20 protein-coding genes and 1 pseudogene are annotated in these 24,747 nt (G+C 73.7%); 7 read left to right on the top strand and 14 right to left on the bottom strand.

The annotated features are described in order from the left end of the window. Positions 1 to 4: 4 nt before the first annotated feature. On the top strand, positions 5 to 781 hold the full coding sequence (locus BU198_RS42930; protein ID WP_223245310.1) for a hypothetical protein: 777 nt from the start codon (positions 5 to 7) through the stop codon (positions 779 to 781). Positions 782 to 928: 147 nt separating this feature from the next. On the opposite strand, the gene BU198_RS33695 is transcribed toward BU198_RS42930, so the two are convergent. The 4 genes from BU198_RS33695 to BU198_RS33680 are packed head-to-tail and all read right to left on the bottom strand — an operon-like array spanning position 929 to position 4,996. Next, a complete protein-coding gene (locus BU198_RS33695) occupies positions 929 to 2,035 on the bottom strand; it encodes an ROK family glucokinase (RefSeq protein WP_188300646.1) in 1,107 nt (368 codons plus the stop codon). Continuing rightward, positions 2,032 to 2,937 (bottom strand): ATP-binding cassette domain-containing protein, encoded by a 906-nt coding sequence (locus BU198_RS33690; protein ID WP_188300645.1) that lies wholly within the window; start codon positions 2,935 to 2,937, stop codon positions 2,032 to 2,034. Before BU198_RS33690 ends, BU198_RS33695 begins: the two co-directional genes overlap by 4 nt. After that, positions 2,934 to 3,980: an ABC transporter permease gene (locus BU198_RS33685; protein WP_188300644.1), complete on the bottom strand. Its 1,047-nt coding sequence runs from the start codon at positions 3,978 to 3,980 to the stop codon at positions 2,934 to 2,936. Before BU198_RS33685 ends, BU198_RS33690 begins: the two co-directional genes overlap by 4 nt. Beyond that, on the bottom strand, positions 3,977 to 4,996 hold the full coding sequence (locus BU198_RS33680) for a sugar ABC transporter substrate-binding protein (protein ID WP_188300643.1): 1,020 nt from the start codon (positions 4,994 to 4,996) through the stop codon (positions 3,977 to 3,979). The genes BU198_RS33685 and BU198_RS33680 overlap by 4 nt, the downstream gene beginning before the upstream one ends. A 312-nt stretch (positions 4,997 to 5,308) precedes the next feature. Between BU198_RS33680 and BU198_RS33675 the strand changes: the two genes are divergently transcribed. Beyond that, a complete protein-coding gene (locus BU198_RS33675; protein ID WP_188300642.1) occupies positions 5,309 to 6,442 on the top strand; it encodes an alpha/beta hydrolase in 1,134 nt (377 codons plus the stop codon). 91 nt (positions 6,443 to 6,533) lie between these two features. Here the strand turns inward: BU198_RS33675 and BU198_RS33670 are convergent, their stop codons facing one another. Further along, positions 6,534 to 8,141, bottom strand: a complete 1,608-nt coding sequence (locus BU198_RS33670) for a PucR family transcriptional regulator (protein ID WP_188300641.1) — start codon at positions 8,139 to 8,141, stop codon at positions 6,534 to 6,536. A 299-nt stretch (positions 8,142 to 8,440) separates the two neighbouring features. Here BU198_RS33670 and BU198_RS33665 point away from each other — a divergent pair, with 299 nt between their 5' ends. The 5 genes from BU198_RS33665 to BU198_RS33645 all read left to right on the top strand — a co-directional run bounded on the left by BU198_RS33665 (position 8,441) and on the right by BU198_RS33645 (position 13,978). Further along, the gene (locus tag BU198_RS33665; RefSeq protein WP_188300640.1) at positions 8,441 to 9,328 is read left to right on the top strand and encodes an FAD binding domain-containing protein; all 888 of its coding nucleotides are present in this window, start codon (positions 8,441 to 8,443) and stop codon (positions 9,326 to 9,328) included. After that, on the top strand, positions 9,325 to 9,813 hold the full coding sequence (locus tag BU198_RS33660) for a (2Fe-2S)-binding protein (RefSeq protein ID WP_188300639.1): 489 nt from the start codon (positions 9,325 to 9,327) through the stop codon (positions 9,811 to 9,813). Before BU198_RS33665 ends, BU198_RS33660 begins: the two co-directional genes overlap by 4 nt. Beyond that, complete coding sequence (gene pucD, locus BU198_RS33655; protein WP_188300638.1) at positions 9,810 to 12,176, top strand: xanthine dehydrogenase subunit D; 2,367 nt, start codon at positions 9,810 to 9,812, stop codon at positions 12,174 to 12,176. The genes BU198_RS33660 and pucD overlap by 4 nt, the downstream gene beginning before the upstream one ends. Positions 12,177 to 12,387: 211 nt before the next feature. Then, positions 12,388 to 13,584: an XdhC family protein gene (locus BU198_RS33650; protein WP_188300637.1), complete on the top strand. Its 1,197-nt coding sequence runs from the start codon at positions 12,388 to 12,390 to the stop codon at positions 13,582 to 13,584. Between the two features lie 100 nt (positions 13,585 to 13,684). Next, positions 13,685 to 13,978, top strand: coding sequence for a hypothetical protein (locus tag BU198_RS33645; RefSeq protein ID WP_188300636.1), 294 nt, complete (start codon positions 13,685 to 13,687; stop codon positions 13,976 to 13,978). Positions 13,979 to 14,036: 58 nt separating this feature from the next. Here BU198_RS33645 and BU198_RS33640 read toward each other — a convergent pair whose 3' ends face one another. The 9 genes and pseudogenes from BU198_RS33640 to BU198_RS33600 all read right to left on the bottom strand — a co-directional run. Beyond that, complete coding sequence (locus tag BU198_RS33640) at positions 14,037 to 14,657, bottom strand: LysE family translocator (protein WP_188300635.1); 621 nt, start codon at positions 14,655 to 14,657, stop codon at positions 14,037 to 14,039. A 127-nt stretch (positions 14,658 to 14,784) separates the two neighbouring features. Next, positions 14,785 to 16,515, bottom strand: a pseudogene (locus BU198_RS33635) (SDR family oxidoreductase); the annotation flags it as partial. Between the two features lie 134 nt (positions 16,516 to 16,649). Beyond that, on the bottom strand, positions 16,650 to 17,543 hold the full coding sequence (locus BU198_RS33630) for a M24 family metallopeptidase (RefSeq protein ID WP_223245309.1): 894 nt from the start codon (positions 17,541 to 17,543) through the stop codon (positions 16,650 to 16,652). Between the two features lie 10 nt (positions 17,544 to 17,553). Beyond that, positions 17,554 to 18,645, bottom strand: coding sequence for a PDR/VanB family oxidoreductase (locus BU198_RS33625; RefSeq protein ID WP_188300634.1), 1,092 nt, complete (start codon positions 18,643 to 18,645; stop codon positions 17,554 to 17,556). A gap of 179 nt (positions 18,646 to 18,824) precedes the next feature. After that, positions 18,825 to 19,742: a metal-dependent hydrolase gene (locus tag BU198_RS33620; RefSeq protein ID WP_188300633.1), complete on the bottom strand. Its 918-nt coding sequence runs from the start codon at positions 19,740 to 19,742 to the stop codon at positions 18,825 to 18,827. A 230-nt stretch (positions 19,743 to 19,972) separates the two neighbouring features. Further along, a complete protein-coding gene (locus BU198_RS33615) occupies positions 19,973 to 20,752 on the bottom strand; it encodes an IclR family transcriptional regulator (protein WP_188300632.1) in 780 nt (259 codons plus the stop codon). A gap of 399 nt (positions 20,753 to 21,151) precedes the next feature. Then, a complete protein-coding gene (gene alc, locus BU198_RS33610) occupies positions 21,152 to 22,363 on the bottom strand; it encodes an allantoicase (protein ID WP_317620435.1) in 1,212 nt (403 codons plus the stop codon). 10 nt (positions 22,364 to 22,373) lie between these two features. Continuing rightward, complete coding sequence (allB, locus tag BU198_RS33605) at positions 22,374 to 23,759, bottom strand: allantoinase AllB (RefSeq protein WP_188299495.1); 1,386 nt, start codon at positions 23,757 to 23,759, stop codon at positions 22,374 to 22,376. 169 nt (positions 23,760 to 23,928) lie between these two features. Beyond that, the coding region (locus BU198_RS33600; protein WP_188300631.1) for a glycerate kinase at positions 23,929 to 24,747 on the bottom strand (819 nt) is incomplete at its 5' end.

Raw genomic sequence — 24,747 nt, 5'->3', positions numbered from 1 at the left:
GGCGGTGCACGCCGCCAGCTTCCTGGTCTTCCCGTTCGCGGCCTTCGCGATCGCCTGGAGCTGGCCCAGGCCGCGCTGGCGCAAGATCACCAGCACCGTGGTGGCGGCGTTCTGCAGCCTGGTGTGGATCGGCGCGGTCATCAACCCCAAGCCCGCCGACCAGACCCCCGCGCCGGCCCCGGTGGTGGCCACGGTGAGCCCGTCCGCCACCGAGACGCCGTCGGCGAGCCCGACGCCCACGCCGGAAGCGACGCCGGATCCGACGCCGACGCAGCCGCCAGGACCCGCCGAGACCCCGGCGGCCACACCAGTCCCGGAACCGCCCGCGCCGGCCCAGGCGCCGCCGACCCACGCCGAACAGCCCGCTCCGGCAGCGCCCCGGCCCACCGCGCCGGCCGCCACGCACCCCGCCGGTTCGGGGACCGGCGGTTCGAGCACCGGAGGCTCCGGCACCACCGGTTCGGGCTCCGGAGGCTCGGGCACCACCGGCTCGGGCACCACCGGCTCGGGCACCGGTGACGGCAGCGGCTCGACGTCGGGTGGCTCCGGCTCGGGGGGCTCGACCTCCGGAGGTTCGACCTCGGGTGGCAGCGGTTCGGGAAGCTCCACGTCCGGCGGGTCCGGCTCGGGTGCCTCCGGCTCGGGCGGCGGCTCCGCCGGAACGGTCCACCCGGGCTCCTTCTGCTCACCGGCCGGCGCGACCGGCGTGACCAGCAAGGGCACCCCGATGGTCTGCGGCCCCGGCAGCGACGGCCGCGACCGCTGGAAGTCGGCCGGCTGACCCGGCGCGACAAGGCCCCGGAATGGGAACAGCCGACAGCGAACAGCTTTCAGCGAACAGATGATGAAATCTGTTCGCTGAAAGCTGTCAGCTGTCGGCTGTTCGTTTCCCCGCGCATTCCGCAGGAGCCCGAGCCCCCGGGCCCCGCTACAGCGCGCTGCGCTCCACCCGGCGCCGCTTGATCGTCCGGAAGCGCCGCGCCACCTGCCGGGCCAGGTCGGCCGCGCCGACCAGGCCGGCCTCGTTGCCGAGAGCGGCGTGCACGATGCTGGCCTCCGGGCGGAAGCCGCGCCCGGTGAGGGTCCGGCGGAAGGTGTCCCTGGCCGGCCCGAGCAGCAGGTCGCCCGCCTCCGAGACCCCACCGCCGATGACGAACCGGCCCGGGTCCAGCGCGGCGGCCAGGTTGGCGATGCCGACGCCGAGCCAGGTGCCGACCTCGTACAGCAGCTCGGTGGCGGTCGGGTCGCCGTCCTGGGCGGCCTCGGTGACGAGCGGCCCCGTGATGCCCTCGACCGCGCCACCCGCCCGGGACAGCAGCTGCTGCACCACCGGCGACTCCTCCGCGACCAGTTCGCGCGCGTCGCGCACCAGCGCGTTGCCGGAGGAGTACTGCTCCCAGCAGCCGCGGTTGCCGCACGGGCAGCGATGCCCGCCGGGCACCACCTGCATGTGCCCGAACTCGCCCGCCAGGCCGTACTTGCCGCGGTCCACGTAGCCGTCCCTGACCACCGCGCCGCCGATGCCGGTGCCCAGGGTGAGCATCACCATGTGGTCCTCGCCGCGCCCGGCGCCGAAGCGCCACTCGGCCCAGGCGGCCGCGTTGGCGTCGTTCTCCACGATCACCGGGAACCGCAGCCGCTCACTGAGCGCCTCCTGGAGCGGCTCGTTGCGCCAGTTGAGGTGCGGGGCGAACAGCACCCTGGAACGCTCGGCGTCCACCCAGCCGGCCGCGCCGATGCCCACGGCGTGCACGTCGTGCCGGTCGGCGAGCTGGAGCACCAGCTCGACGATGACGTCCTCGACCACCTTGGCGCTCTTGCTCTTGTGCGGCGTGTCGGTGCGCAGCTTCTCCAGCACCGTGCCCTCGCCGTCCACCACCCCGGCGACCACCTTGGTGCCGCCGATGTCGACGCCGATCGTGGGCAGTCGCAGTATCCCGGCGGGCAGCGCGCGACGGCGGCGCTCGGCGCGCGGGCCGAGGCCGAGCAGGGTGGGCAGGACGGGCGGCCTGGTGCTGCCCTGGGAGCTCGTCACGGCTTCGGACGCTCCTCACGGGGATCTGGATCGACGGGGTCGGGATCAACGCGGTCGGGATCAACGCGGTCGGGACCACTGGCCTCGGGCACGGAGGGCCGGGCCAGCTCGTGCGAGAGCTCGGCGAGGTCGGAGCCGCCCGCCATCTCGGTGGTGAGCTGCTCCAGCCCGATCTCGGCCCGCGGATGGCTGCCCGCCATCCGGCCGCGCTTGAGCAGGGTGAAGTGGTCGCCGACCAGGTACGCGTGGTGCGGGTTGTGGGTGATCAGCACGACCCCGAGCCCGGCGTCGCGGGCGGCGGTGACGTACTTGAGGACCACCCCGGACTGCTTGACGCCGAGCGCGGCGGTGGGCTCGTCCAGGATCAGCACCTTGGCGCCGAAGTGCACCGCGCGGGCGATCGCCACGCACTGGCGCTGCCCGCCGGAGAGGGTGCCGATCGGCCGGTCGACGTCGGGCAGGTCGATGCCCATCTTCGCGAGCGCCTCGCGGGTGGTGGCGCGCATGCCGTCGGCGTCCAGCCGCAGGCCGCCCCAGCGGCGGGTGCCGCGCTCGGAGCCGAGGAAGAAGTTGCGCCACACCGGCATCAGTGGGACGACCGCGAGGTCCTGGTAGACGGTGGCGATGCCCCGGTCCAGGGCCTGGCGCGGGGAGTCGAGCCGGACCTCCTCGCCGGCCACGGTGTAGCGGCCCTCGTCGTGCCGGTGCAGCCCCGCGATGATCTTGATCAGGGTGGACTTTCCGGCACCGTTGTCGCCGAGCACGCAGCTGATCTCGCCGGCCCGCAGGGTCAGTGAGACGTCCTGGAGCGCCCGGACGGTGCCGTAGCTCTTGCCGACGCCTTCGAGGGCGAGCAGTTCGGTGCCCGCCGGTTCGGTGCCCGTCGAAAACTCGGTGCTCATCGCGGCCCCCGTTCGGCCCGGCGCTTGACGTAGGCGTTCAGCAGCGCGGCCAGCAGCAGCATCGCACCGAGGAAGAACTTGAACCAGTCCGGGTTCCACTGGGCGTAGATGATCCCCTTGCTGACCATGCCGAAGATCAGCGCGCCGAGCGCCGAGCCGGCCACCGAGCCGTAGCCGCCGGTGATCAGGCAGCCGCCGATGACGGCCGCGACGATGTAGATCAGCTCGTTGCCGACGCCCTCGCCGGACTGCACGGTGTCGAAGGAGAACAGCAGGTGCTGGCCGAGCACCCAGGCGCCGAAGCCGACGCCCAGGTAGAGCAGGGTCTTCGTCCGGGCGACCGGCACGCCGACCGCGCGGGCCGCGTCCGCGTCACCGCCGACCGCGAAGATCCAGTTGCCGAAGCGGGTGCGCAGCAGCACCCAGCTGCCGACCACGAGCAGGCCGAGCCACCACCAGACGGTGGCCTTGACCGTCAGCCCGCCGATGTTCACCTCGGAGGCGAACAGCCAGCGGCAGGCGGCGAAGCCCTCCATGTCGGCGATCGACTTGGTGGAGACGGTGCCGGAGATCGCCTTGGTGACGCCCAGGTTGGCGCCGGTCAGCATCAGGAAGGTGCCGAGCGTGACGATGAAGCTGGGCAGCTTGGTGCGGCCGAGCATCCAGCCGTTGAACCAGCCGATCGCCAGCGTGGTCGCCAGCGAGACCAGCACGCCGACCCAGGTCACCGCGGTGAGCTGGTACGAGACCATCGAGGAGGTCAGCGCGGCGGTGGTGACCAGCACGCCGGCCGAGAGGTCGAACTCGCCGCCGATCATCAGCAGCGAGACCGGCACCGCCATGATCCCGATGGTGGAGGCCGCGTACAGCACGGTGCCCAGCGAGGAGACCCGCAGGAAGGGCTCGGCGACGACGGCGAAGACCACGAACACCGCGGCGGCCGCGATCAGCGCGCCCAGCTCGGGGCGGGCGAGGAGCCGTCGCAGGGCCGCCGGGCGGCCGTCCAGGAGGCCGTCCCCGGCGAGGAGGTCGGGGCTGCTCACCTGGTCCCCCTCGCGACGTACTCGGCGAGCGCGTCGGCGTCGACCTTGGTCAGGATCTGCGGGCCGGTCTCGACGGGCCGGCCGCCGCCGAGCATGTTCAGGTTGTACTTGTACAGCCAGAGCAGGTCGACGCCGGTGTAGCCCTGGAGGTAGGGCTGCTGGTCGACGGCGAACCCGACGCTGCCGGACTTGAGCCCGGACACCACCTGCGTGCCCAGGTCGAAGGTGTCCAGCTCGACGCCGCGGCGGGCGTCCTGGACGGCCTGGAGGCCGGTGGCGGCCATCGGGCCCGACAGGGTGAGCACGGTGTCGATGCCCGGGTCGGCCTGGAGCTTGGCGGAGATCGCGGCGCGGGCGTCGGGCATGTCGACGCCGTTGACGTAGAGCACCTGGAAGGCGCCGCCAGCCTTGGACTGGGCGCCGGAGCAGCGCTGCTCCTGGCCGACGTTGCCCTGCTCGTGGATCACGCAGAGCACGTTCTTGCGGCCGCGCGAGGCCAGCTCGGCGCCGGCCGCCTGGCCGGCGGTGGACTCGTCCTGGCCGATGTGGGTGAGGGCGCCGAACTTCTGCGAGAACTCCTGGCCGGAGTTGACGGTGATCACGGGGATGCCGGCGGCCTTGGCCTTGCCGAGGACGTCGGCCATGGCGTCGCCCTTGGCGAGGGTGACCAGCAGGCCGTCGACCTTCTGGTCGATGGCGGCCTGGACGAGCTGGACCTGGTTCTGGGTCTGCGCGTCGTTGGAGTACAGGAAGGTGATGTTGTCCTTGGCGGCGGCCTGCTCGGCGCCCTTGCGAACAGTGTCCCAGAAGGCGTCGCCGGCTCCGGCGTGGGTCACCATGGCGACCTTCCAGCGCGGGGTGGTGACGGCGCTGCCGCCGGTGGCCGCGGCCTTGGCGCGGGCCTCCTCGGCGCGTCTGCCTCCGGTACTGCTGCAACCGGCCGCAGTGACCGCGACGGCCAGGACGGCGCAGACGGGCCAGAAGCGGCGGGACGGGCGAAAGCGGGTGATGCTCATCCCCATAGTCTCCCTGCCCGGTCCGTACGCGATCGCACCGCCTCGCCCGGCAGCCCGAACGGCCTGGGAGGTAAGGTGCCCCCGGGGGACCTTTCCTGGTAGTTCGCTGAACATCTGGTCCGGACGACATCTGTCCGAGTGGCAGACTAGGCGCCGATCCGAAGGGGGTTCATCACAAGAAAGTGATGTTCCTCTCAGGTTCCGCACAGATTCGGACGGCAACCGATCATCGGCTCTGCACCGTCTGAAGCCATTGACGTGCGTTCGGGCGAGTGGGGCCCGGGCGGCGTGCGAGCCGGATACGAGAACTCGATGGAACTGACAGGTACGCCATTCTTCATCCTCACCGTCATCCTGGTGCCGGTGTCCATCACAGTGGCGCTGCTGTTCTGGGGGAAGGTCGGGGGCCCGCAACCGGTACGGTACCTCACCCGGATCGTCATGATCATGTTCTGCCAGGTCACGGCCGTCGTGATGGTCTTCGTGATGGTCAACAACGCCAACCTGATCTACGGCAACTGGGATGACCTGCTGGGCACCGGCGACCACGTCCGCGCGGTGCCCACGGTGGCACCGGTGGACCCGGCCGCCACCGCCCCCGGCCACAGCGCCGACGCGGCCAAGGAGCCGCCGAAGATCAAGCAGAGCTTCGGCGGCGTGAACGACCCGGCCGTCCCCGGTGACGTGCAGAAGACCGAGCTCAAGGGCCAGGTCTCGGGGGTCGACGGCGAGGTGCTGGTCTGGCTGCCCCCGCAGTACAACGACCCCGCCTTCAAGGACAAGAAGTTCCCCGTGGTCGAGCTGATCCCGGGCTTCCCGGGCTCCTCCTCCACCTGGTACGGCACGCTCAAGGTCTCCGAGCAGCTCAAGCCGCTGATGCAGCAGGGCAAGGTCGCCCCGTTCATCCTGGTCTCGCCGCGCACCCTGCTGCTCGGCAGCAGCCAGGACGCGGGCTGCACCGACATCCCCGGCAAGATCAACGCCGACGCCTGGCTCACCCGTGACGTCCCGCAGATGGTGCTGGACAACTTCCGCGCCGACCCGTCCGCGGACCGCTGGGCGATCGCCGGCTACTCGGCCGGCGCGCACTGCGCGGCCAAGCTGTCGCTGGCGCACCCCAACCGGTACCGGGCCGGCATCGCGATGTCCGGCTACAACGACCCGGCGAACGAGAAGGACTCGCTGGTCGGCAAGGACCCGAAGCTGCGCGAGGCCAACAACCCGGTCAACATCCTGAAGGCCGCCCCGCAGCCGCCGAAGGTCGCCCTGCTGATCAGCGGCTCCAAGGGCGACGGCTACGAGGACGGCGAGGCGATCCGCGGCGCGGCCAAGGCCCCGACCACCGTCCAGGTCGAGGAGGGCAGCGGACCGCACACCACCGAGCAGTGGAAGAAGATGGTCCCCGGCGCCTTCCAGTGGCTGACCTCGATCATCCCGGCGCAGTAGCGCACGACCGTACGGAAAGGGCCCGCCGCGACCGTGGTCGCGGCGGGCCCTCGCGTTCGCCCCGGCCCTGGCCCGGGACCCGGCCGTTCCCTCAGGCCAGCTCCAGCGCCAGGTAGAAGTCCACCCGGTCCTCCAGCCGGGAGAGGTCACGCCCGGTCAGCTCCTCGATCCGGCCGATCCGGTACCGCAGGGTGTTCACGTGGACGTGCAGCTGCGCGGCGCAGCGGGTCCAGGAGCCGTCCGAGCGCAGGAAGGCCTCCAGGGTGCGGACCAGGTCCGCCTGGTGCTCCAGGTCGTACGCGACCACCTTGTCCAGCAGCCGGCCGCGGAAGGCGCGGCGCACCTCGTCCGGGACGGCGGCCAGCAGCAGCACGTGCGAGGCCAGCTCCTCGGGGCCCGCGACGCAGACCCGGCCGACCCTGGAGGCGGCGATCCGGCGGGCGTGCCTGGCCTCCTCCAGGGCGCCGCGCAGACCGCCGGCCCCGGCGGCGGGGGCGGAGACGCCGAGGGTGATCCGGCCCTCCGAACCGAGCCCGGCCTCCAACGGGGCGAGCAGTCCGCGCAGGACCTCGGCGGGCACCGGGCCGTCCGGCACGGGCAGCACCACCACGGCGCCGGCGCCCGTCCCGGCGACCAGGGCGCGGTCGGTGGTGCCGCCGAGCGCCTCCTCCAGCACGGCCCGTACGGCGCCCTCGGGCAGGCCGGTGCCCTCGGCGCTGAGCACCAGCCAGGAGTCCTCCTCCGCCGGGGACTTGGACTCGGGGCTCTCGTAGCGGGCGGCCATCGCCGAGGAGGCGTACAGGGTGCGGCTGATCTCGGCCGGGTCGGCGTCGCGGCGCAGCAGGGCGAGCAGCTCGTCGGCGAGGCGGCGGCGCAGCCGGCGGCCCTCGTCGCGGCGGTGGCGCTCGGCGGCGACCAGCCGGGCCAGGTTCTCGGCGAGCTGCTGGCGCTTGGTGGTCCACTCGGTGACGTCGCCGGCCACCACCAGCACCCAGTCGGCCAGCACGGTGCCGGCCTGCGGTGTCTCCTGCTCGGCGGAGGCGGGGGCGGGAAGCAGCGAGTAGGAGCCGGCCGCCAGCCGGGCCCGGTGCGGGGGACGGCGGCGCTGGCGCTGGGCGGCGAGATGGGCACGCACCAGCTGGTCGCGGTCCTGGGCGGAGAGCCGGTCGACGGGGCCGGCGATCACCGCGCCGGTCGGGGTGAGCACCCAGCAGTCCAGGTCGAGGTCGCCGCCGAGCAGGTCCAGGACGGCGTCCAGTCCGCCGCCGCCGGCCGCCGAGACCAGCAGGCGGTGCCGGTCGACCAGGGCCGCGAGGTCGGCGGCGCGGTCGGCCGAGACCTGGCGGCCGATGAACTCGGTGACGGTGCCGAAGGCGATGTCGTCGGGGACGGCCAGCAGTGGCATCCGGTGCCTGCGGCAGGCCTCGACCAGGTCCTCCGGCACCGGGCCGACCTCGGCCTCGCCGGCCGCCAGGGCCACCGCGCCGCCGGCCGCGAGGGTCCGGACGAAGCGCTCCGAATCGGCCGGGACGGTGCGCCAGAGCATGCCGGTGAGCACCAGTTCGCCACCGTGCAGATAGCGGCCCGGGTCCTGGAGGTCCGTCGTCATCACGCCGCTGACCTGCCGGTCCAGCTCTTCCTCGGCCGCGAGCAGGCGCAGTCGCGGGGCACCGGGGGCGAGCAGGTCACGGACACGCATCCGCGGACTCCTTAACGGGGCTTGGGGGGAGGGACGAAGGGGTAACGATAGGGCCTGACCGAGCGGGAGTGTGCCCGGTTCCGTGGCTCGCGCACCGCGGCCGGATTACGGTCGTCAGTGGTACCCGGCGAACACCTGGGCTGCGAGGCTCTCCTCCTTAGAGGAACGTACAGGATGCCGGGCAGGCTCACCGCCGGGGCTTCATGCCATCGGTGACTGCCGGCGGGCCTCGTCACAGGGGTTCACTGGGCGACACTCCGCCGGGCGCCCGGCGGGCGACGACTTGAGGAGAAACCCGCATGGAGTTCCTTCGGCCCACCACCTGGGACGAGGCGCTCGCGGCGAAGGCCGGGAACCCGGCCGCGCTGCCGATCTCGGGCGGCACGGACGTCATGGTCGAGCTGAACTTCGACGTGCGTCGGCCATCCGCGATCCTCGACCTGAACCGCGTCACCGCACTCGCCGAATGGTCGAACGACGGCAGCGTCGTCAGGCTCGGAGCCGCCGTCCCGTACGCCCGGATCATCGCGGAGCTGTCCGGCCCGCTGCCCGGGCTGGCGCTGGCGGCCCGCACCGTCGGCTCGCCGCAGATCCGCAACCGCGGCAGCGTCGGCGGCAACCTCGGTGCGGCCTCCCCGGCCGGTGACTCGCACCCGGCCCTGCTGGCCGCCGGACGGGACGTGTCCGTCGAGGCGGCGTCGGTGCGCGGCACCCGGCTGATCCCGATCGACGACTTCTACACGGGGGTGAAGCGCAACTGCCTGGAGGCCGACGAGCTGATCCGGGCCGTGCGCATCCCGGTGGCGGACGGGCCGCAGCAGTTCTCCAAGATCGGCACCCGCAACGCCATGGTGATCGCGGTCTGCGCGTTCGGCTTCGCGCTGCACCCCCGGAACGGAACCGTCGGCACCGGCATCGGTTCGGCCGCCCCCACCCCGCGCCGCGCCGTCGAGGCCGAGGAGTACCTCCGGGAGGTGCTCGCCGAGCGCGGCCTGTGGGAGTCGGGCGAGCTGCTGGGCGCCGAGGTCGTCCGGCGCTTCGGCGAGCTGGTGCAGGCCGCGGCCTCGCCGATCGACGACGTCAGGGGCACCGCCGACTACCGCCGGCACGCGCTCGCCGTGATGGCCCGCCGCACCCTCACCTGGACCTGGAACGACTACGGCAAGCAGATCAGGAGCGCGGGATGAGGGTCACGTTCACCGCCAACGGCAAGCCGGTCGAGGCCGACGACGTGTGGGAGGGCGAGAGCCTGCTGTACGTGCTGCGCGAGCGGGTCGGCCTGCCGGGCTCGAAGAACGCCTGCGAGCAGGGCGAGTGCGGCTCCTGCACGGTCTACCTGGACGGCGTCCCGGTCTGCGCCTGCCTGGTCGCGGCCGGACAGGTGCAGGGCCGCGAGGTCCGCACGGTCGAGGGCCTGAGCGGGCCGGACGGCGAACTCGGCCTGGTCCAGCAGGCGTTCGTCGACGCGGGCGCCGTCCAGTGCGGCTTCTGCACGCCCGGGCTGCTGGTGCAGACCGACGCGCTGCTGGAGGAGGACCCGCGGCCGAGCGACGACGACATCCGCGAGGCGCTGTCCGGCAACCTGTGCCGCTGCACCGGCTACGAGAAGATCATGGACGCGGTGCGGCTGGCCTCGGCCCGCACGGGCGCGGGGAAGGCCGGTGCGCGGTGAACGCACGGACGATCCAGGGGCAGAAGAACCTCCAGGACATCAACCAGGCGTCCAAGGACGGCGTCGGCGGCTCGTCGCTGCGCCCGGACGGCCACCTGAAGGTCAGGGGCGAGTTCGCCTACTCCTCCGACCTGTGGCACGAGGACATGCTCTGGGGCACGGCGCTGCGCTCGCCGCACCCCCGGGCGAACATCCTCTCGGTGGACGTCTCCGAGGCGCTCACGGTGCCCGGCGTGTACGCGGTGCTGACGCACGAGGACATCCCGGGATCGAAGTACTACGGCCTGGAGATCCAGGACCAGCCGGCCCTGGCCGTCGACCGGATCCGGTACCACGGCGAGGCGGTCGCGCTGGTCGCCGCCGACCACCCGGAGACGGCCCGCCGCGCGGCGCGGAGGATCGCGGTCGAGTACGAGGTGCTCACCCCGATCGTCACCGAGGAGCAGTGCCTGGACCCGGAGACGTACGGGTACCTGCACGAGCCGCACGAGTACAAGTCCCACGCGCACGGCAACATCTGCCACGAGCAGCGGCTGGTCTCCGGCCTCGGCGTGACCGACGAGGTGCGGGCGCTGGCGGACGTGGTCGTCAGCGGCGACTACGAGGTCGGCATGCAGGACCAGGCCTTCCTCGGCCCGGAGTCCGGCCTCGCGGTGCCCGCCGAGGACGGCGGCATCGACCTCTACGTCGCCACCCAGTGGCTGCACGTCGACCGGAAGCAGATGGCGCCGGTGCTCGGCCTGCCGGAGGAGAAGATCAGGCTCACCCTGGCCGGCGTCGGCGGCGCTTTCGGCGGCCGCGAGGACCTGTCGATGCAGATCCACGCCTGCCTGCTGGCCCAGCGCACCGGCAAACCGGTCAAGATCGTCTACTCCAGGGACGAGTCCTTCTTCGGCCACGTCCACCGCCACCCGGCGCGGATGCACTACGAGCACGGCGCCACCCGGGACGGCAGGCTGGTCTTCGCCGACTGCCGGATCGTGCTGGACGGCGGCGCGTACGCCTCCTCCTCCCCCGCCGTGGTCGGCAACGCGGCCTCGCTCGGGCACGGCCCGTACGTGATCCCGAACGTGCGGATGCACGCCCTCGCGCTGTACAGCAACAACCCGTCCTGCGGGGCGATGCGCGGCTTCGGCGCGGTGCAGGCGGCGTTCGGCTACGAGTCCCAGATGGACCGGCTGGCCGCCGAACTGGGCATGGACCCGGTGGAGTTGCGGCAGCTCAACGCCGTCCGGCAGGGCGACCGGATGCCCACCGGACAGGAGATCGACGCGCCCGCGCCGGTGGCCGAACTGCTGCGGCGGGCCAAGGAGATGCCGCTGCCGCTGCCGCTGGACACCGAGCACCCGGACCTGCGCCGGCTGCCCGGCGCGCTGTCCAACACCTCGCACGGCGAGGGGATCGTCCGCGGCGTCGGCTACTCGGTCGGCATCAAGAACGTCGGCTTCTCCGAGGGCTTCGACGACTACTCCACCGCCCGGGTGCGGCTGGAGGTGATCGGCGGCGAGCCGGTCGCCACGGTGCACACCGCGATGGCCGAGGTCGGCCAGGGCGGCGTCACGGTGCACGCCCAGATCGCCCGCACCGAGCTGGGCGTCGAGCAGGTCACCATCCAGCCGGCGAACACCGAGGTGGGGTCGGCCGGTTCGACCTCGGCCTCGCGCCAGACGTACATGACCGGCGGCGCGGTCAAGGTCGCCGCCGAGGCGGTGCGCCGGGAACTGTTCGACCGCGGCCGCCGGCGCTATGGCTGGGCCCACGACGACCTGGCGCTGGCCGGCGGGAAGGTGGTCTCGGAGCACGCCGGTGTGCTGCTCCCCATGGCGGACCTGCTCGGCGACGAGACCATCGACCTCACCCGCGAGTACCGCCACCGGCCCACCCAGCCCTTCGACAAGGAGACCGGCCAGGGCTTCGGCCACGTCCAGTACACCTTCTGTGCCAACCGCGCGGTGGTGGACGTGGACGTGGAGCTGGGCCTGGTCAAGGTGGTCGAGCTGACCGCCGTCCAGGACGTCGGCAAGGCGCTCAACCCGCTCTCCGTGGTCGGCCAGATCCAGGGCGGCTGCACCCAGGCGCTGGGCCTCGCGGTGATGGAGGAGATCATCGTGCGGGACGGCAGGGTGCGCAACGCCTCCTTCACCGACTACCTGATCCCCACCATCCTGGACACCCCGCCGATCCCGGTGGAACTGCTCGAACTGCCCGACCCCAACGCGCCGTACGGGCTGCGCGGGGTCGGCGAGGCGCCGACCGTCTCGGCGACGCCGTCCATCGTGGCGGCCATCCGCAACGCCACCGGGCTGGCGCTCAACCGGATCCCGGTCCGGCCGGAGCACCTGACCACCGAACGTCCGGGCTGAGTCCGCCGGTCGGCACTTCCCGGGGCCCTGCCCTGCCCCGTCCTCTCCTGTCCTGCTCTGCTCCTGTCCTGCTCTGCTCTGCTCCTGCCTTGTCCCGTCCTGTCCACGCCGGGGGCCCACCGCGGATTCGGGCGCCACCGCCGCCGTACGGGATCGTTTCCCGTACGGCGGCGCCTCCCGCTACTGTCGAAACCGTGTAAGGAGCCTCCCCATGCAGGACATCGCCGAGCAGCTGCGGGCCTGGCACGCGTCCGGGCGCTCCTTCGCCGTGGCCACCGTGGTCGGCGTCTCCGGCAGTGCTCCGCGCGACCCCGGGGCGGCGCTGGCCGTGGACGCGGACGGCGAGGCGGTCGGCAGTGTCTCCGGCGGGTGCGTCGAGGGCGCGGTGTACGAGCTGTGTCAGGCCGCGATCGCGAGCGGCGAGCCGGCGCTGGAGCGCTTCGGGTACAGCGACGAGGACGCCTTCGCGGTCGGCCTGACCTGCGGCGGAGCCCTGGACGTGTTCGTCCAGCCGGTGGTGCCGGGCGCCGACGCCGGACTGGACGCCGGGATCGCGCACATCGCGGACGGCACGCCGGTGGCGCTCACCCGGGTGATCGCCGGGCCCGGCGCGCTGGTCGGGGCCGCGCTGGCGGTCACCGCCGACGGCGTCGCCGGCACGCTCTCCCCCGCGCCGTCCACGGTCGGCGGACTGGAGCGGGCCGTCGTCGCGCAGGCCCGGGCGATGCTGGAGGCCGGACGCACCGGCCGGCTCGTGCTCGGCCTGGACGGACGCCCCTGCGACGAGCACGGGCGGGGCACCGTCACCTGCTTCGTCGAGTCGTACGTGCCCGCGCCGCGGATGCTGGTGTTCGGGGCGATCGACTTCGCGGCCGCGGTGGTGCGGATCGGCAGGTTCCTGGGCTACCGCGTGACCGTCTGCGACGCCCGGCCGGTCTTCGCCACCGCCCGCCGCTTCCCCGAGGCCGACGAGGTGGTGGTCGACTGGCCGCACCGCTACCTGGACTCCCAGCTCGACCGGATCGACGGCCGCACCGTGCTGTGCGTGCTCACCCACGACGCCAAGTTCGACATCCCGCTGCTGGAGCGCGCCCTGCGGCTGCCGGTCGGCTACGTCGGCGCGATGGGCTCGCGCCGCACCCACCGGGAGCGCGAGGCGCGGCTCCGCGAAGCGGGGCTCACCGAGGCCGAACTGGCCCGGCTGCGCTCCCCGATCGGCCTGGACCTCGGCTCGCGCACCCCGGAGGAGACGGCGGTCTCGGTCGCGGCCGAGATCATCGCCCACCGGCGCGGCGGCGGCTGCCTGCCGCTGAGCGCCTCGGACGGGCCGATCCACCACGACGTGTCGCGAACGGAGACGGAGAGTGACGCGGCGGGCGGCCCAACTCCCCGTCCCCACGCGGCCTGAGCGGGATCGGGCTCCCGCGCCGCTCACGTTGCGTGGCCACCGGGACCGGGGGAGGCTGGAGTTGCGGACTCGCCCCGAGCCCGGGGAAGGAGCAGGGATCATGCGTGCCCTGCTGGAGGTCGAACTCGACACCGCGACCTCGAACAAGCTCATCACCGATGGAACGATCGGCGAGGGGATCCAGCAGACCCTCGCCCAACTCAAGCCGGAGGCGGCCTACTTCCTCAGCCGCAACGGGCACCGAGGCATGATCTTCGTCGTCGACGTGGCGGACGAGGCCTCGATACCGTCCCTCGCGGAGCCGTTCTGGCTACAGCTCAACGCCACCGTCGACATCCACCTCTGCATGAACGCCGACGAACTGGTGGAGGGGCTGAAGCGGCTCGACCACTGAGGCACCGGCCGGAAGCCCCTGCCGGATCGCGCCTCCCGGCCGTTCAGGCCCGCCGGCCTCAGTCGCCCAGTGCCAGCTTCACGCCGAAGCCCACCACGACCGCGCCGGTCACCCGGTCCATCAGCCGCCGGGCGGCCGGCCGGCGCAGCCAGCCGCGCAGCACCTGGGCGAAGCCCACCAGGACCGTCGACCAGAGCAGGCCCTCCACGACGTGGACGCAGGTCAGCGCCACACCGGCGGCGAAGTGCGGGGCGGAGGCCGGGATGAACTGCGGCAGCACGGCCACGTAGAAGACCCCGACCTTGGGGTTCAGCAGGTTGGTGAGCGTGCCCCGCCGCCAGCCGTGCGCGAAGCCGCCGTCCTCCGGCTCCTCCTCGACCGCCGCCTTGCCACCCCGGTCGCGGAGCATCCCGATGCCCATCCACACCAGGTAGGCCGCGCCCGCCCAGCGCAGGATCTCGTACGCCGTCTGCGAGGCGGTCAGCAGTGCCGTCACCCCGGCCGAGGTCAGCGTCCCCCAGAGCAGCGTCCCGGTCTGGATTCCCAGCACGACCCCCCACGCCTGCCGCCGGTGCCCCAGCGCCGACGTCCGCAGGACCAGCGCGGTGTCGAGTCCGGGGGTGAGCGTGAGCAGCCCCACGACGAGGGCGAAGGACCACAGGGCCGTTGTCATCTCCATGGGCCTCGATGCTCTCACAGCCCCGGAGCGCCCTCACCGGGCGGCCGCCCGGCAACCGGACGGGCGGCGGCCCGCCCCGGGTCAGTCGGCCCCGGGCACTCCTGCGAACCGGTCGATGGTCACCCGGTCAGGTGATGTTGAGGCGGGCGGCGAGGCGGAGGAGCCCGGGGCTGAGACGGGAGAGGAAACGGGCGGCCTTGGCCTCGGGGGTGACGGGGACGACGGACCTGCCGGTGCGGACGGCGGTGAGGATGGCGGCGGCGACCTTCTCCGGCGGGAAGCCGCGGCGGGCGTAGAGCCTGGCGGCGCGGGCCTGCTTGGCGGCCTGCTCGGTGGCGCTGGTCGCGGAGAAGGTGGAGGTGCGGGTGATGTTGGTGTTGACGATGCCGGGGCAGATGGTGGAGACGCCGATGCCGTGGCCGGTGAACTCGGCGCGCAGGCAGTCGGAGAGCATGAACACCGCGGCCTTGCTGGTGGCGTAGGCGGTGAGCGCCTTGGAGGGCAGGTAGGCCGCGGCGGAGGAGACGTTGACGATGTGGCCGCCCTGGCCGCGGTCGGCCATCAGGGTGCCGAAGGCGCGGCAGCCGTGGATCACGCCCCAGAGGTTGACGTCCAGGACCCGCTGCCACTCCTTCTCGGTGGTCTGGAGGAAGGTCCCGGAGTGGCCGATGCCCGCGTTGTTGACCATCACGTCGGGCACCCCGTGCTCGGCGGCGACGGTCTGCGCGAAGGCGTCCACGGCGGCCCCGTCCGAGACGTCCACCCGGTAGGCGTGGGCCTTCGGGCCGATCAGCGAGGCCAGTTCGGCGGTGCGTTCGGCGGCCGCGAGGTCGAGGTCGCAGACCACCACCCGGGCGCCGTCCTCGGCGAAGGCGAGCGCGGTGGCCCGGCCGATGCCGCTGCCGCCCCCGGTGACCACGACCAGCCGGCCGTCGTCCTCGGCCGGGCGTGCCCGCCCCTCGTCGACGCGGGCGGTGAACTCGCGGACCAGACCGGCCACGGTGGTTCCCTTCTCCAGCAGCGCCGACCAGTGGCCGGCGTGCAGCGTCCTGCGGGTCAGCTTGGGCACCCAGCGCTCCAGCCCCTCGGAGAGGTAGGTGCCGACGTACCGGTCCCGGGTGAGGGTGATCAGCTGGACCGGCACCTCGGTCGGCCGCTCGCGCGGACTGCCCAGGGTGGGACGGAAGTTGGCCCGGTACAGCTCGATGCCGCGGACCGCGTCGCGGCGCAGGGTGGGCTGCGGGTGGTCGGCGCGCGGGGTGACGTGCTCCAGGTCGCGCAGCACCCGCGGCCAGGCCCGGGCGAGGCCGAGGCGCCAGATGCCGGGGGCGAGGTAGGGCAGGTGGAAGGCGGTGATGTACCAGGAGTGCAGGCCCTGGTGCAGCAGCTGCCCCAGGTGGCGCGGGGTGGGGCGGCGCAGCCGGTGGCGCAGCCAGTGGCCCATGTGGTCCAGGCTGGGGCCGGACAGAGTGGTGTACGAGGCGATCCGGTGCTCGGCGTCGGGTGCGGTGACGGCCTCCCAGGACTGGATCGAGCCCCAGTCGTGGGCGAGCAGGTGCACCGGGCGGTCCGGGCTGACGGCGTCGGCGACGGCGAACAGGTCCTCGGCGAGCCGCTCCAGGAGGTAGCCGGACCGGTCGGCGGGAACGCCGGACTCGCCGGCGCCGCGCACGTCGTAGCGGACCACGTGGTGGTCGCGGGCGAGGTCGGCGGCGATGTCGTCCCAGACGGCGTGGGTGTCGGGGTAGCCGTGCACGAGGAGGACGGTGGGGGCGGCCGGGTCGCCCTGTTCGAAGACGGCGAGCGGGAGGCCGCCGGAGCGGACGGTCCTGCGACGGACCGGGGGCGCCGTCGGAACCGCTTTCGGGAGTGCCTTCGAAAGCGCGGGTGACGGCGTGGTCGAGGGCGTTGCCGAGGGCCTCGGCGGGGGCGTCGGCGGGGGCGTCGGCGGGGGCGTCGGCGGGGGCGTCGGCGGGGGCGTCGGTGCGGGTGTCATCGGGTGGCCTCCAGGGTGGTCGGCTCGGCGGCGGTCGGCTCGACGACAGTCTGCTCGCCGGTGGCGGTCCAGCGGCGGACGTGCGGCAGGTCGTCGTCGAGCCAGTAGGCGTCGTCGTCGGTGACCACCAGCAGTTCCTCGAACTTGATGCCCACGCCCCGGAACCCGATGTGCGGCTCGACCGCCCACAGGCCGGGGGTGGGCGCGTGCCGGGACGAGCGGCCGTCCGCCCAGAGCGGCGAACGGCCGTGCAGCCGCTCGGAGATGAGTTCGCGACCGAGGGTCTGGAGGGTGCGCACGCCGAAGCCGAACACGTTCACCCCGGCCGGGCCGCGCGCCGTGTTGCGGGTGACCTGATGGCCGATCACCCGGCCCGGGTAGACCTGGTGGCGGTTGTCGTAGCCGTGCGCGGCGAGCTGGGCGTCCACCGCCGCGTAGACCTCGGCGAGCGGCTTGCGGGCCCGCACCTCGTCGAGGATCAGCTCGCGGTAGACCTTCAGGTCGGCGGCCAGGCGGTCCCAGACCCGGTTCTCGCCGACCTTGCCGCCGTAGCCGATGTCGGCGGTGTAGCCGTCCACCACGGGCGCGCAGTCCAGCACGTACGGCATGCCCTCCTCCAGCCGGCGGTTGCCGGCGAAGAACTGGAGCGGGGTGTGGAAGTGCCGGAACGCCGTCCGGTCGCCGAACCAGGCGAAGGGGACGTGGAAGAAGTCCTGCACCCCGGCGGCGACCAGGCGGCGGCGCAGCTCGGCGGTGGCCTGCCGCTCGGTGACACCGGGTTCGATCCAGGCGGCGACCTGTTCGGCACAGTGGTAGGCGAGTTGCTGGGTCTCGCGGAAGCGGGCGAGATCGCGCTCGGTGTAGCGGAAGGCGGGCATCGCTTTCGCCATGGAGGGCTCCTTACCGGACGTCGAGCACGAGGGTCTCGCCCTCGGCGGCCCGGGAGACGCAGGGCAGCAGGGCGCCGGCGGCGCGCTGTTCGGAGGTGAGGCGGCGGTCCCTGTGGTCGGGCGAGCCGGCCAGCACGCGGACCTCGCAGGTGCCGCAGAAACCCTGGTGGCAGGAGTACGGGAGGTCGGGGCGGGCCTCGCGCAGCACGTCCAGGGCGGAGCGGTCGGCGGGGACGTCGAGGGTCGGCCCCTCGGCACCCAGGCGTACGGTGAACGGCTCGCCGCCGGTCACGGGGGCGGCGCCGAAGCGCTCGAAGTGCAGGGAGGCGGCCGGGGACCCGTCCAGGGCGCGCTGCACGGCGGTGAGCATCGGGGCCGGGCCGCAGCAGTAGACTGCGGCGCCGCGCGGGGCGTGGGCGAGCAGTTCGGCCCCGGTGGGGACGCCACCGTGCTCGTCGTCGGTGCGCAGCACGACCCGGCGCGGGTCGAGTGCGCGCAGCTCGTCCGTGTACGGGAGGGTGTCGGCGCTGCGGCCGACGTGCACCAGGCGCCAGTCCAGGCCGTGCCGCTGTGCCTCGCGGGCCATCGGGAGCAGCGGGGTGACGCCGATGCCGCCGGCCAGCAGGAGGACGGCGGGCTCGGCGCAGAAGGCGAAGCCGTTGCGCGGGCGGCGGGCGGTGATCCGGGTGCCGGGGTGCAGGACGTCGTGGACCTCGACGGACCCGCCGCCGCCCTCGGGCAGCCGCCGGACGGCGATGCGGTAGGCGGTGCCGTCGGCCGGGTCGCCGCTGAGCGAGTAGTGGCGTTCGCGTCCCGAGGGCAGGGCGAGGCGCAGGTGGGCGCCGGGCTGCCAGCCGGGCAGCGGGCCGCCGGAGGGGTCGGCGAGCCGCAACTCGACGACGTCGTCGGCCAGTCGGCGGCGTTCGGCGACGACTAGCTGGAGCGGCGGGGTGGGGCGGCTGAGCGGGCGGCGGGGGTTGCGGCGCAGCAGCGGGCCGCCGAGGGCCGGGGAGTAGCGGTCGCCGAAGACGGTGAGCCGGCGCATGAAGCCGTCGGCTCGGGGGCGGCCGTAGAGGTCGGGGGGCGGGGTGCGCAGGTCCATCCGGCGGGGTCCTTGGGCGTCGGGAGCGGGCGGGGAACGGCTGACGGGCGGCGGGGTTCGGGTGGCGGGGTTCGGGTGTCAGAGTTCAGCGAACAGATTTCAGCAGACGGATTTCAGCGAACAGATGATGTTTTCTGTTCGCTGAACTCCGTCACACGTCGCCCGCCACCCGTCACCCGTCAGCCGCGCCCGGCGGCCGCGCGGGCGGCCGGGGAGGTGGCGAGGTAGCCCAGCGCCTGGCTGGACGAGCCCTCCTGGGTCGGGTGGTAGCCCGGCCGCAGGTAGCGCAGCCCGGAGCGGAACGACTTGACCGGGTCCGGCAGCAGTCCGCGCTTCGCGATCCGGCCGGCCTCCCGCCAGCTGGGCCTGAGCCGCCCCTCCAGGGTGGGATCGGCGGCGAGCAGGAAGCGGGCGCCGCGCACCCAGAGGTGGACCAGCAACGGCCCGGAGATCGCCATCCCGCGCACCCGGCGCAGGTACCCCGGATCCAGGTGCACCATCAGGTCGTAGGCGACGCTGCGGTGCTCGACCTCCTCCGCGCCGTGCCAGCGCAGCAGGTCCAGCATCGTCGGGTCGGCCTTGGCCCGGTCCAGGCCGGGCGAGTTGAGCGCCCAGTTGCCGAGGAAGGCGGTGAAGTGCTCGATCGCCGCGATGAAGGCGACCCGCTCGATGACGTTCTCCCGCCGCTGGACGGACGTCAGCCCCGGCTTGTCGCCGAGGACGCGCCGGAACAGCCAGGAGACCTGCCGGACGTACGGCCGCGGGTCGAGCCCCTGGCCGAGCAGGTGGTCGAGGACCTCCTGGTGCGCCTCGGCGTGGATGGCCTCCTGCCCGATGAACCCGAGGACCTCCTCCCGCAGTTGCTCGTCCCGGATGAGCGGCAGCGCCTCCTTGAACACCTTGACGAACCACCGCTCCCCCTCGGGCAGCAGCAGGTGCAGCACGTTGATGACGTGGGTGGCCATGGGCTCGTCCGGGATCCAGTGCAGCGGCAGCCCGGCCCAGTCGAAACGGACGTCCCGCGGCTCCAGGACGAGTCCGTCGTGCACGCGCGCGGCGGGGGCGGCGAGGGCGGGGACGGGGGTGGAACGGGGCATGGCAGGCCCTCCTGACCTGGGGGCGGCGGCTCGACTCAGGGAAACGTACTCGCGGGTAGCCGCGGGGACAAGGGTTTCGGCGAGTCTTATCGACATCGAGTCTAATAAGTGACGCACACTGGCCCCCGCAGGGCGGACCCCGCCGCGGGACGGGAGTCCGGACGCCGGGAAAGCACGAGGGCCCCGCCGGACGACACGCGTCCGACGGGGCCCTCCGAGACGGGCGGCGCTCAGACCGCCATCGCCAGCATCAGCGGTGCCGCCCTGGCCGCCAGCAACTCGGCGGCGGCCTTCAGCTTGTGGACGTCGTCCGCCGGCATCGAGGTGGCCAGGCAGCCGACCGTACTGCCCGCGGTGATCGGCACGGCCGCGCACACCGTGCCCAGCGCGTACTCCTGGATGTCCAGCACCGGCACCGTGGCCGGCTGCCGCTCCAGCCGGTGCATCAGCTGGTCGGCGTCGGTGACGGTGCGGGAGGTGAGCCGGGCGACCGGGTGCCGGGAAAGGTGGTCGCGCCTGGCGTCCGCGTCCAGCTGGCTGAGCAGGCACTTGCCGATCGCGCTGGCGTGCGCGGTGGCCCGGAAGTCCACCCACTCCTGGACGGCCGGTGCGTAGTCGGCGGCCGAGACCGCCTCCACCGACAACTCGCCGTCGTGGTAGCGGCTGAAGTACACCGCGGCGCCCAACTCGTCCCGGAGTTCGGCGAGCTTGCGGTTGAGCCTGGCCTTCACCAGCTGCTCGCGGTTGTGCTGCCCGAGCAGGGCGAAGGTGCCGCCCAGCAGCCAACCGCCGTCCTGGCACTGGAGATAGCCCTCGACCTCCAGGATCTCGGCGAGCCGCCGCACGGTCGGCAGCCCGAGCGCGGTCTCCCGGGCGAGGGCCACCAGGGTGGCGCCGTCGGGGTGACGGTCGACCGCCTCCAGCAGTCTGAGGGCGTGCTGGAGGGAGGTGAACGGGCCCGCCGGGCCCTGGTCCGGCGCGGCGTGACGACCCGGGGCTGGTGTCGACATGTCGTCCCCTTCCGATGTCCCCCCACGGAGCGACCGCGGGCATGCACCAGCCTATCGACCCGGCGGCCCGGACGACTGCCGTCCGTACATATCCGTGGACAATCCGTACTGTCCCACCGCCCGACCTGGGGCGTCGGCACGGCCCCTCCCCCACCGTCCAGGGGGAAGGCACCATCCCCAAGCGGGCCCGGCGGCCGTGGAGATGGCGGGTGCGGGCGGTGGACCGGCCACCGAGGGAGGGTCGGTTCCCGCCGCCCGCCCGCGGCCTGGCGACGGCGCCCGCCAGGCGGGCGGGCGGGCGCCTTGCTCCCCGTCCGCGGCGTGGAAGCGGGCGGGTTCCGCTCCGTGTTGTCGTCGCATGAGACCCGCGCCGGGAAGGGCGACCGTCCACTGCCGCCGTCAGCCGCCGAGCAGGCTCCGGACCACGGTGGCCGCCGCCGGAGCGGCCGGTGCGGACGAGTCCACCAGCGGGCGGGCGGCGGTCAGTTCGGCGGCCTCGGCGGCGGTACGACCGGCCGCGGTGAGGGCCGCGGCGGCCTCGGCGGCCGGGAGGGCGTCGAACCAGCGCAGCGCGAGGGCCGCCAGCCCGGCCTCGGTGAGGCGGCCGGTGAGCCGGAGGCGGGCCAGGCCGCCGTCCGGGTGAACGTCGATGCGCACATGGGTCACCTGTCGGCCGGCGTCGACACGGTAGCGGTGCCTGGTGTCGGGCTGGAGCCGGGTGCGGGGCAGGAGTTCGAACCACTCGCCGTCGGCCGGGTCGGCCCCGGCCGAGGCGTCGAAGCCCAGCAGGTCGGCCCAGCCTGGGGCGTTGGCGACGAAGCAGGAGGTGTCCACCTCGACGGCCAGGACCTCACCGCCCCCGGCCAGGGCGATCCGCACCCAGTCGTTGGCCTTGTCGCGCCGGCGCCGGGTCTCCCAGCCGTCACCCATGACGGAGGCGCGACCGGGAGCGTTCAGGTTGTGCGGGGAGGAGTAGTAGCGGTCGGACGCCGCCTCGGCCACGCCGCCGTACTCCTGGGCGGCCAGGTCGAAGGTGAGGCCGGCCAGGTCGCGCGGGTCGGGCAGCACCTCGCCGTGCACCCGCAGCCGGGCGATGCCGCCGTCCGGGAACATGCCGAGCCGCACGTGGGTGTAGCGGGTGCCGTCCGCGACGGCGAACTCGTGGGCGGTGTCGCCCTTCAGCGGGGTGCGCGGCACGATCGTGGTCCACTCGGCGCCCTGGAGCTCCTCGGGCGAGGGGTGGCCGGGCACGGACGCGGCCTCGACCGAGGCGGACTCCGGGTGGTTGCCGGTGAAGTGGGCGGTGTCCACGATCACGCCACGGATCGCCCCGGCGGCGCCGAGCCGGACGATCGCCCAGTCGTGGTCCCCGTCGGCGGGGTGCGGCCGGTCCGCGGAGACGCCGCGGCGGCGCCTGGACTCCCAGCCGTCCATGATCTGGCCCTTGTGGCCGAAGGTGTGCGGGCGGAACTCGGCCGGCCTGGCGACCAGCAGGTTCTCGGCGTCCGCGAAGGTGTCCTCGTTGGTGGCGACGACGCCTGCGCCGAGCAGTCGGGAGGCCAGGTCGACCAGGTCGGTGAAGGAAGCACTCGGGGTGTCGGCGGTGGTCACTGACTCTCCTTCAGACGCGATCGGACGGGGTGGCGGGACGGGAGTGCGGCAGGAGGAGCTGCCGGCCGAAGGGACGGGCCGCGAGGTCCACCTCGCGGCCGCGCAGCCAGGTGGTGCGCACCACGCCGGTGAGGGTCCGGCCCGCGTATGGGGTCACCGGGTTGCGGTGGTGCAGCCCGCTCGCCCGGACGGCGAACCCGCCGTCGGGGTCGAAGGCGACCAGGTCCGCGTCGTGCCCGGCGGCGATGGCGCCCTTGGTGCCGGTGAGACCGACCAGGCCGGCCGGTCCCGAGGACATCCAGCGCACCACGTCGGCCAGGGTGTGGCCGCGGCGGCGGGCCTCGGTCCAGACCGCCGGCAGGCCCAGCTGGAGCGAGGCGATGCCGCCCCAGGCGGCGGCGAAGTCGCCGCTGCCGCCGTACTCGGGCAGCAGCTTCAGGTCGGGGGTGGACGGCGAGTGGTCGGAGACGACGGCGGTGAACTCGCCGTTCGCCAGGGCCTCCCAGAGCGCGTCCCGGTTGGACTCGTCGCGGATCGGCGGACAGCACTTGAAGGCGGTGCCGCCGTCCGGCACCTGCTCGGCCGCGAGGGTCAGGTAGTGCGGACAGGTCTCGGCGGTCACCCGTACGCCCTCCTCGCGGGCCTGCCTCAGCAGCGGCAGCACCGCGGCGGAGGAGACGTGCAGGACGTGCACCCGGGCGCCGGTGCGCCGGGCCGTGTCGAGCAGGCGGGTGACGGCCGCGGTCTCCGCGCCGGCGGGCCTGGAGGCCAGGAAGTCCCGGTAGTGGACGCCTGGTTGCTGCGGGGCGGCGGCGAGCACGGCCTGGTCCTCGGCGTGGATGATCGCCAGGGCCCCGATCCGGGCCTGCTCGGCCAGCGCGGCCTCCAGGCCGGCGGCCTCGACGTGCGGGAACTCGTCCACTCCGGAGGGGGCGAGGAAGCTCTTGAAGCCGAACACCCCTTGCCGGTGCAGCGGTTCGAGGTCCGTGACGTTGCCGGGGACGGCGCCGCCCCAGAACCCGAGGTCGACCCAGGCCTGCCCCTCGGCGACCCTCCGCTTGACCGCCAGGCCGTCCACCGTGGTGGTGGGCGGGACCGAGTTGAGCGGCATGTCGACGATCGTGGTGACGCCGCCGGCCGCGGCGGCCCGGGTGGCGGTGGCGAAGCCCTCCCACTCGGTGCGGCCGGGCTCGTTGACGTGCACGTGGGTGTCGACCAGACCGGGCAGCAGGGCGGTGTCGCCGAGGTCGGCGAGGTCGCCCTCGCCGGCCGTGAGCGAGCCGTGCGGAGCGGTCCCGGCGATCTTCCCGTCCCGGATCAGCACGTCCGCGGGGCGCTCGCCGTCGGGCAGGACCACCCGTCGGGAGCGGATCACCGTCGGCTGGCTGAATGGCATGGGAGACCTCCGGAACCTGGGAGTCGTGGGTGTTCGGGGCTGGTTCGGGGGTGCTTCGAGGCCGGGTCGGGGCTGGTTCAGGGGTGCTGGAATCGCGGGCGGCACCGAGGGGTCGCCGGGAGCCTAGGCCCGCCTTCAACAAAACGTCAATGGATGGACGTACGCGAGTTCAGGGCGCCAACAGCCGCTCCGCCAGCCGCTCCCCCGCGAGTTCGGCCAGCTCGCCGGCCCTGGTCATGCTGTCCCCCGACTGCTCGGTCGAGCCGGTCAGGTCGGGCAGCCCGGCCAGGTCGGCCAGGGCCACCGCGGCGGCGAACCCGGCGGCCCGCCACTCGGGCTCGGAGAGCTCCAGCCGTCCCGCCACCACGGCCACCGGAACCCCCGCCCGGGCGGCCGCCGCGGCGACTCCCGCGGGCGCCTTGCCGTGGAGCGTCTGCGCGTCCAGACAGCCCTCGCCGGTCACGACGAGGCGCGCCCCCCGCACGGCCTCGTCGAAGCCCAGCAGATCGAGCAGCAGTTCGATGCCGGGTCGCATGGTGGCGCCGAGCAGCGCGAGGGCGGCGAAGCCCACCCCGCCCGCGGCGCCGGCACCGGGCGCCTCCCTGACGTCCCGCCCGGTGGCCTCGGCGACCAGGTCGGCGAACCGGGTCAGCCCCGCCTCCAGGACCACCAGGTCCCCACCGTCGGCGCCCTTCTGCGGGCCGTAGACGGCGGCGGCGCCGCGCGGCCCGAGCAGCGGGTTGTCCACGTCGCAGGCCACCACGAGTTCGACGCCGCCCAGCGCCTGGGCCGGCGAACCGAGGTCGATCTCCGCGAGCCGGCCCAACGCCGCTCCACCGGGCGGCAGTTCGACCCCGTCCGGGTCGCGCAGCCGCACCCCGAGCGCCTGCACCATGCCGGCGCCGCCGTCCGTACAGGCGCTGCCGCCGAGGCCCAGGACGATCCGCTTGACGCCGAGCGAGACGGCCTTGGCGATCAGCCCGCCGAC

This window comes from Streptomyces sp. CBMA156, assembly GCF_014596515.1.
Classification (GTDB): Bacteria; Actinomycetota; Actinomycetes; order Streptomycetales; family Streptomycetaceae; genus Kitasatospora.
The sequence above is the reverse complement of the archived record's forward strand: the minus strand, read 5'-3'. Positions and strand labels throughout refer to the sequence as shown.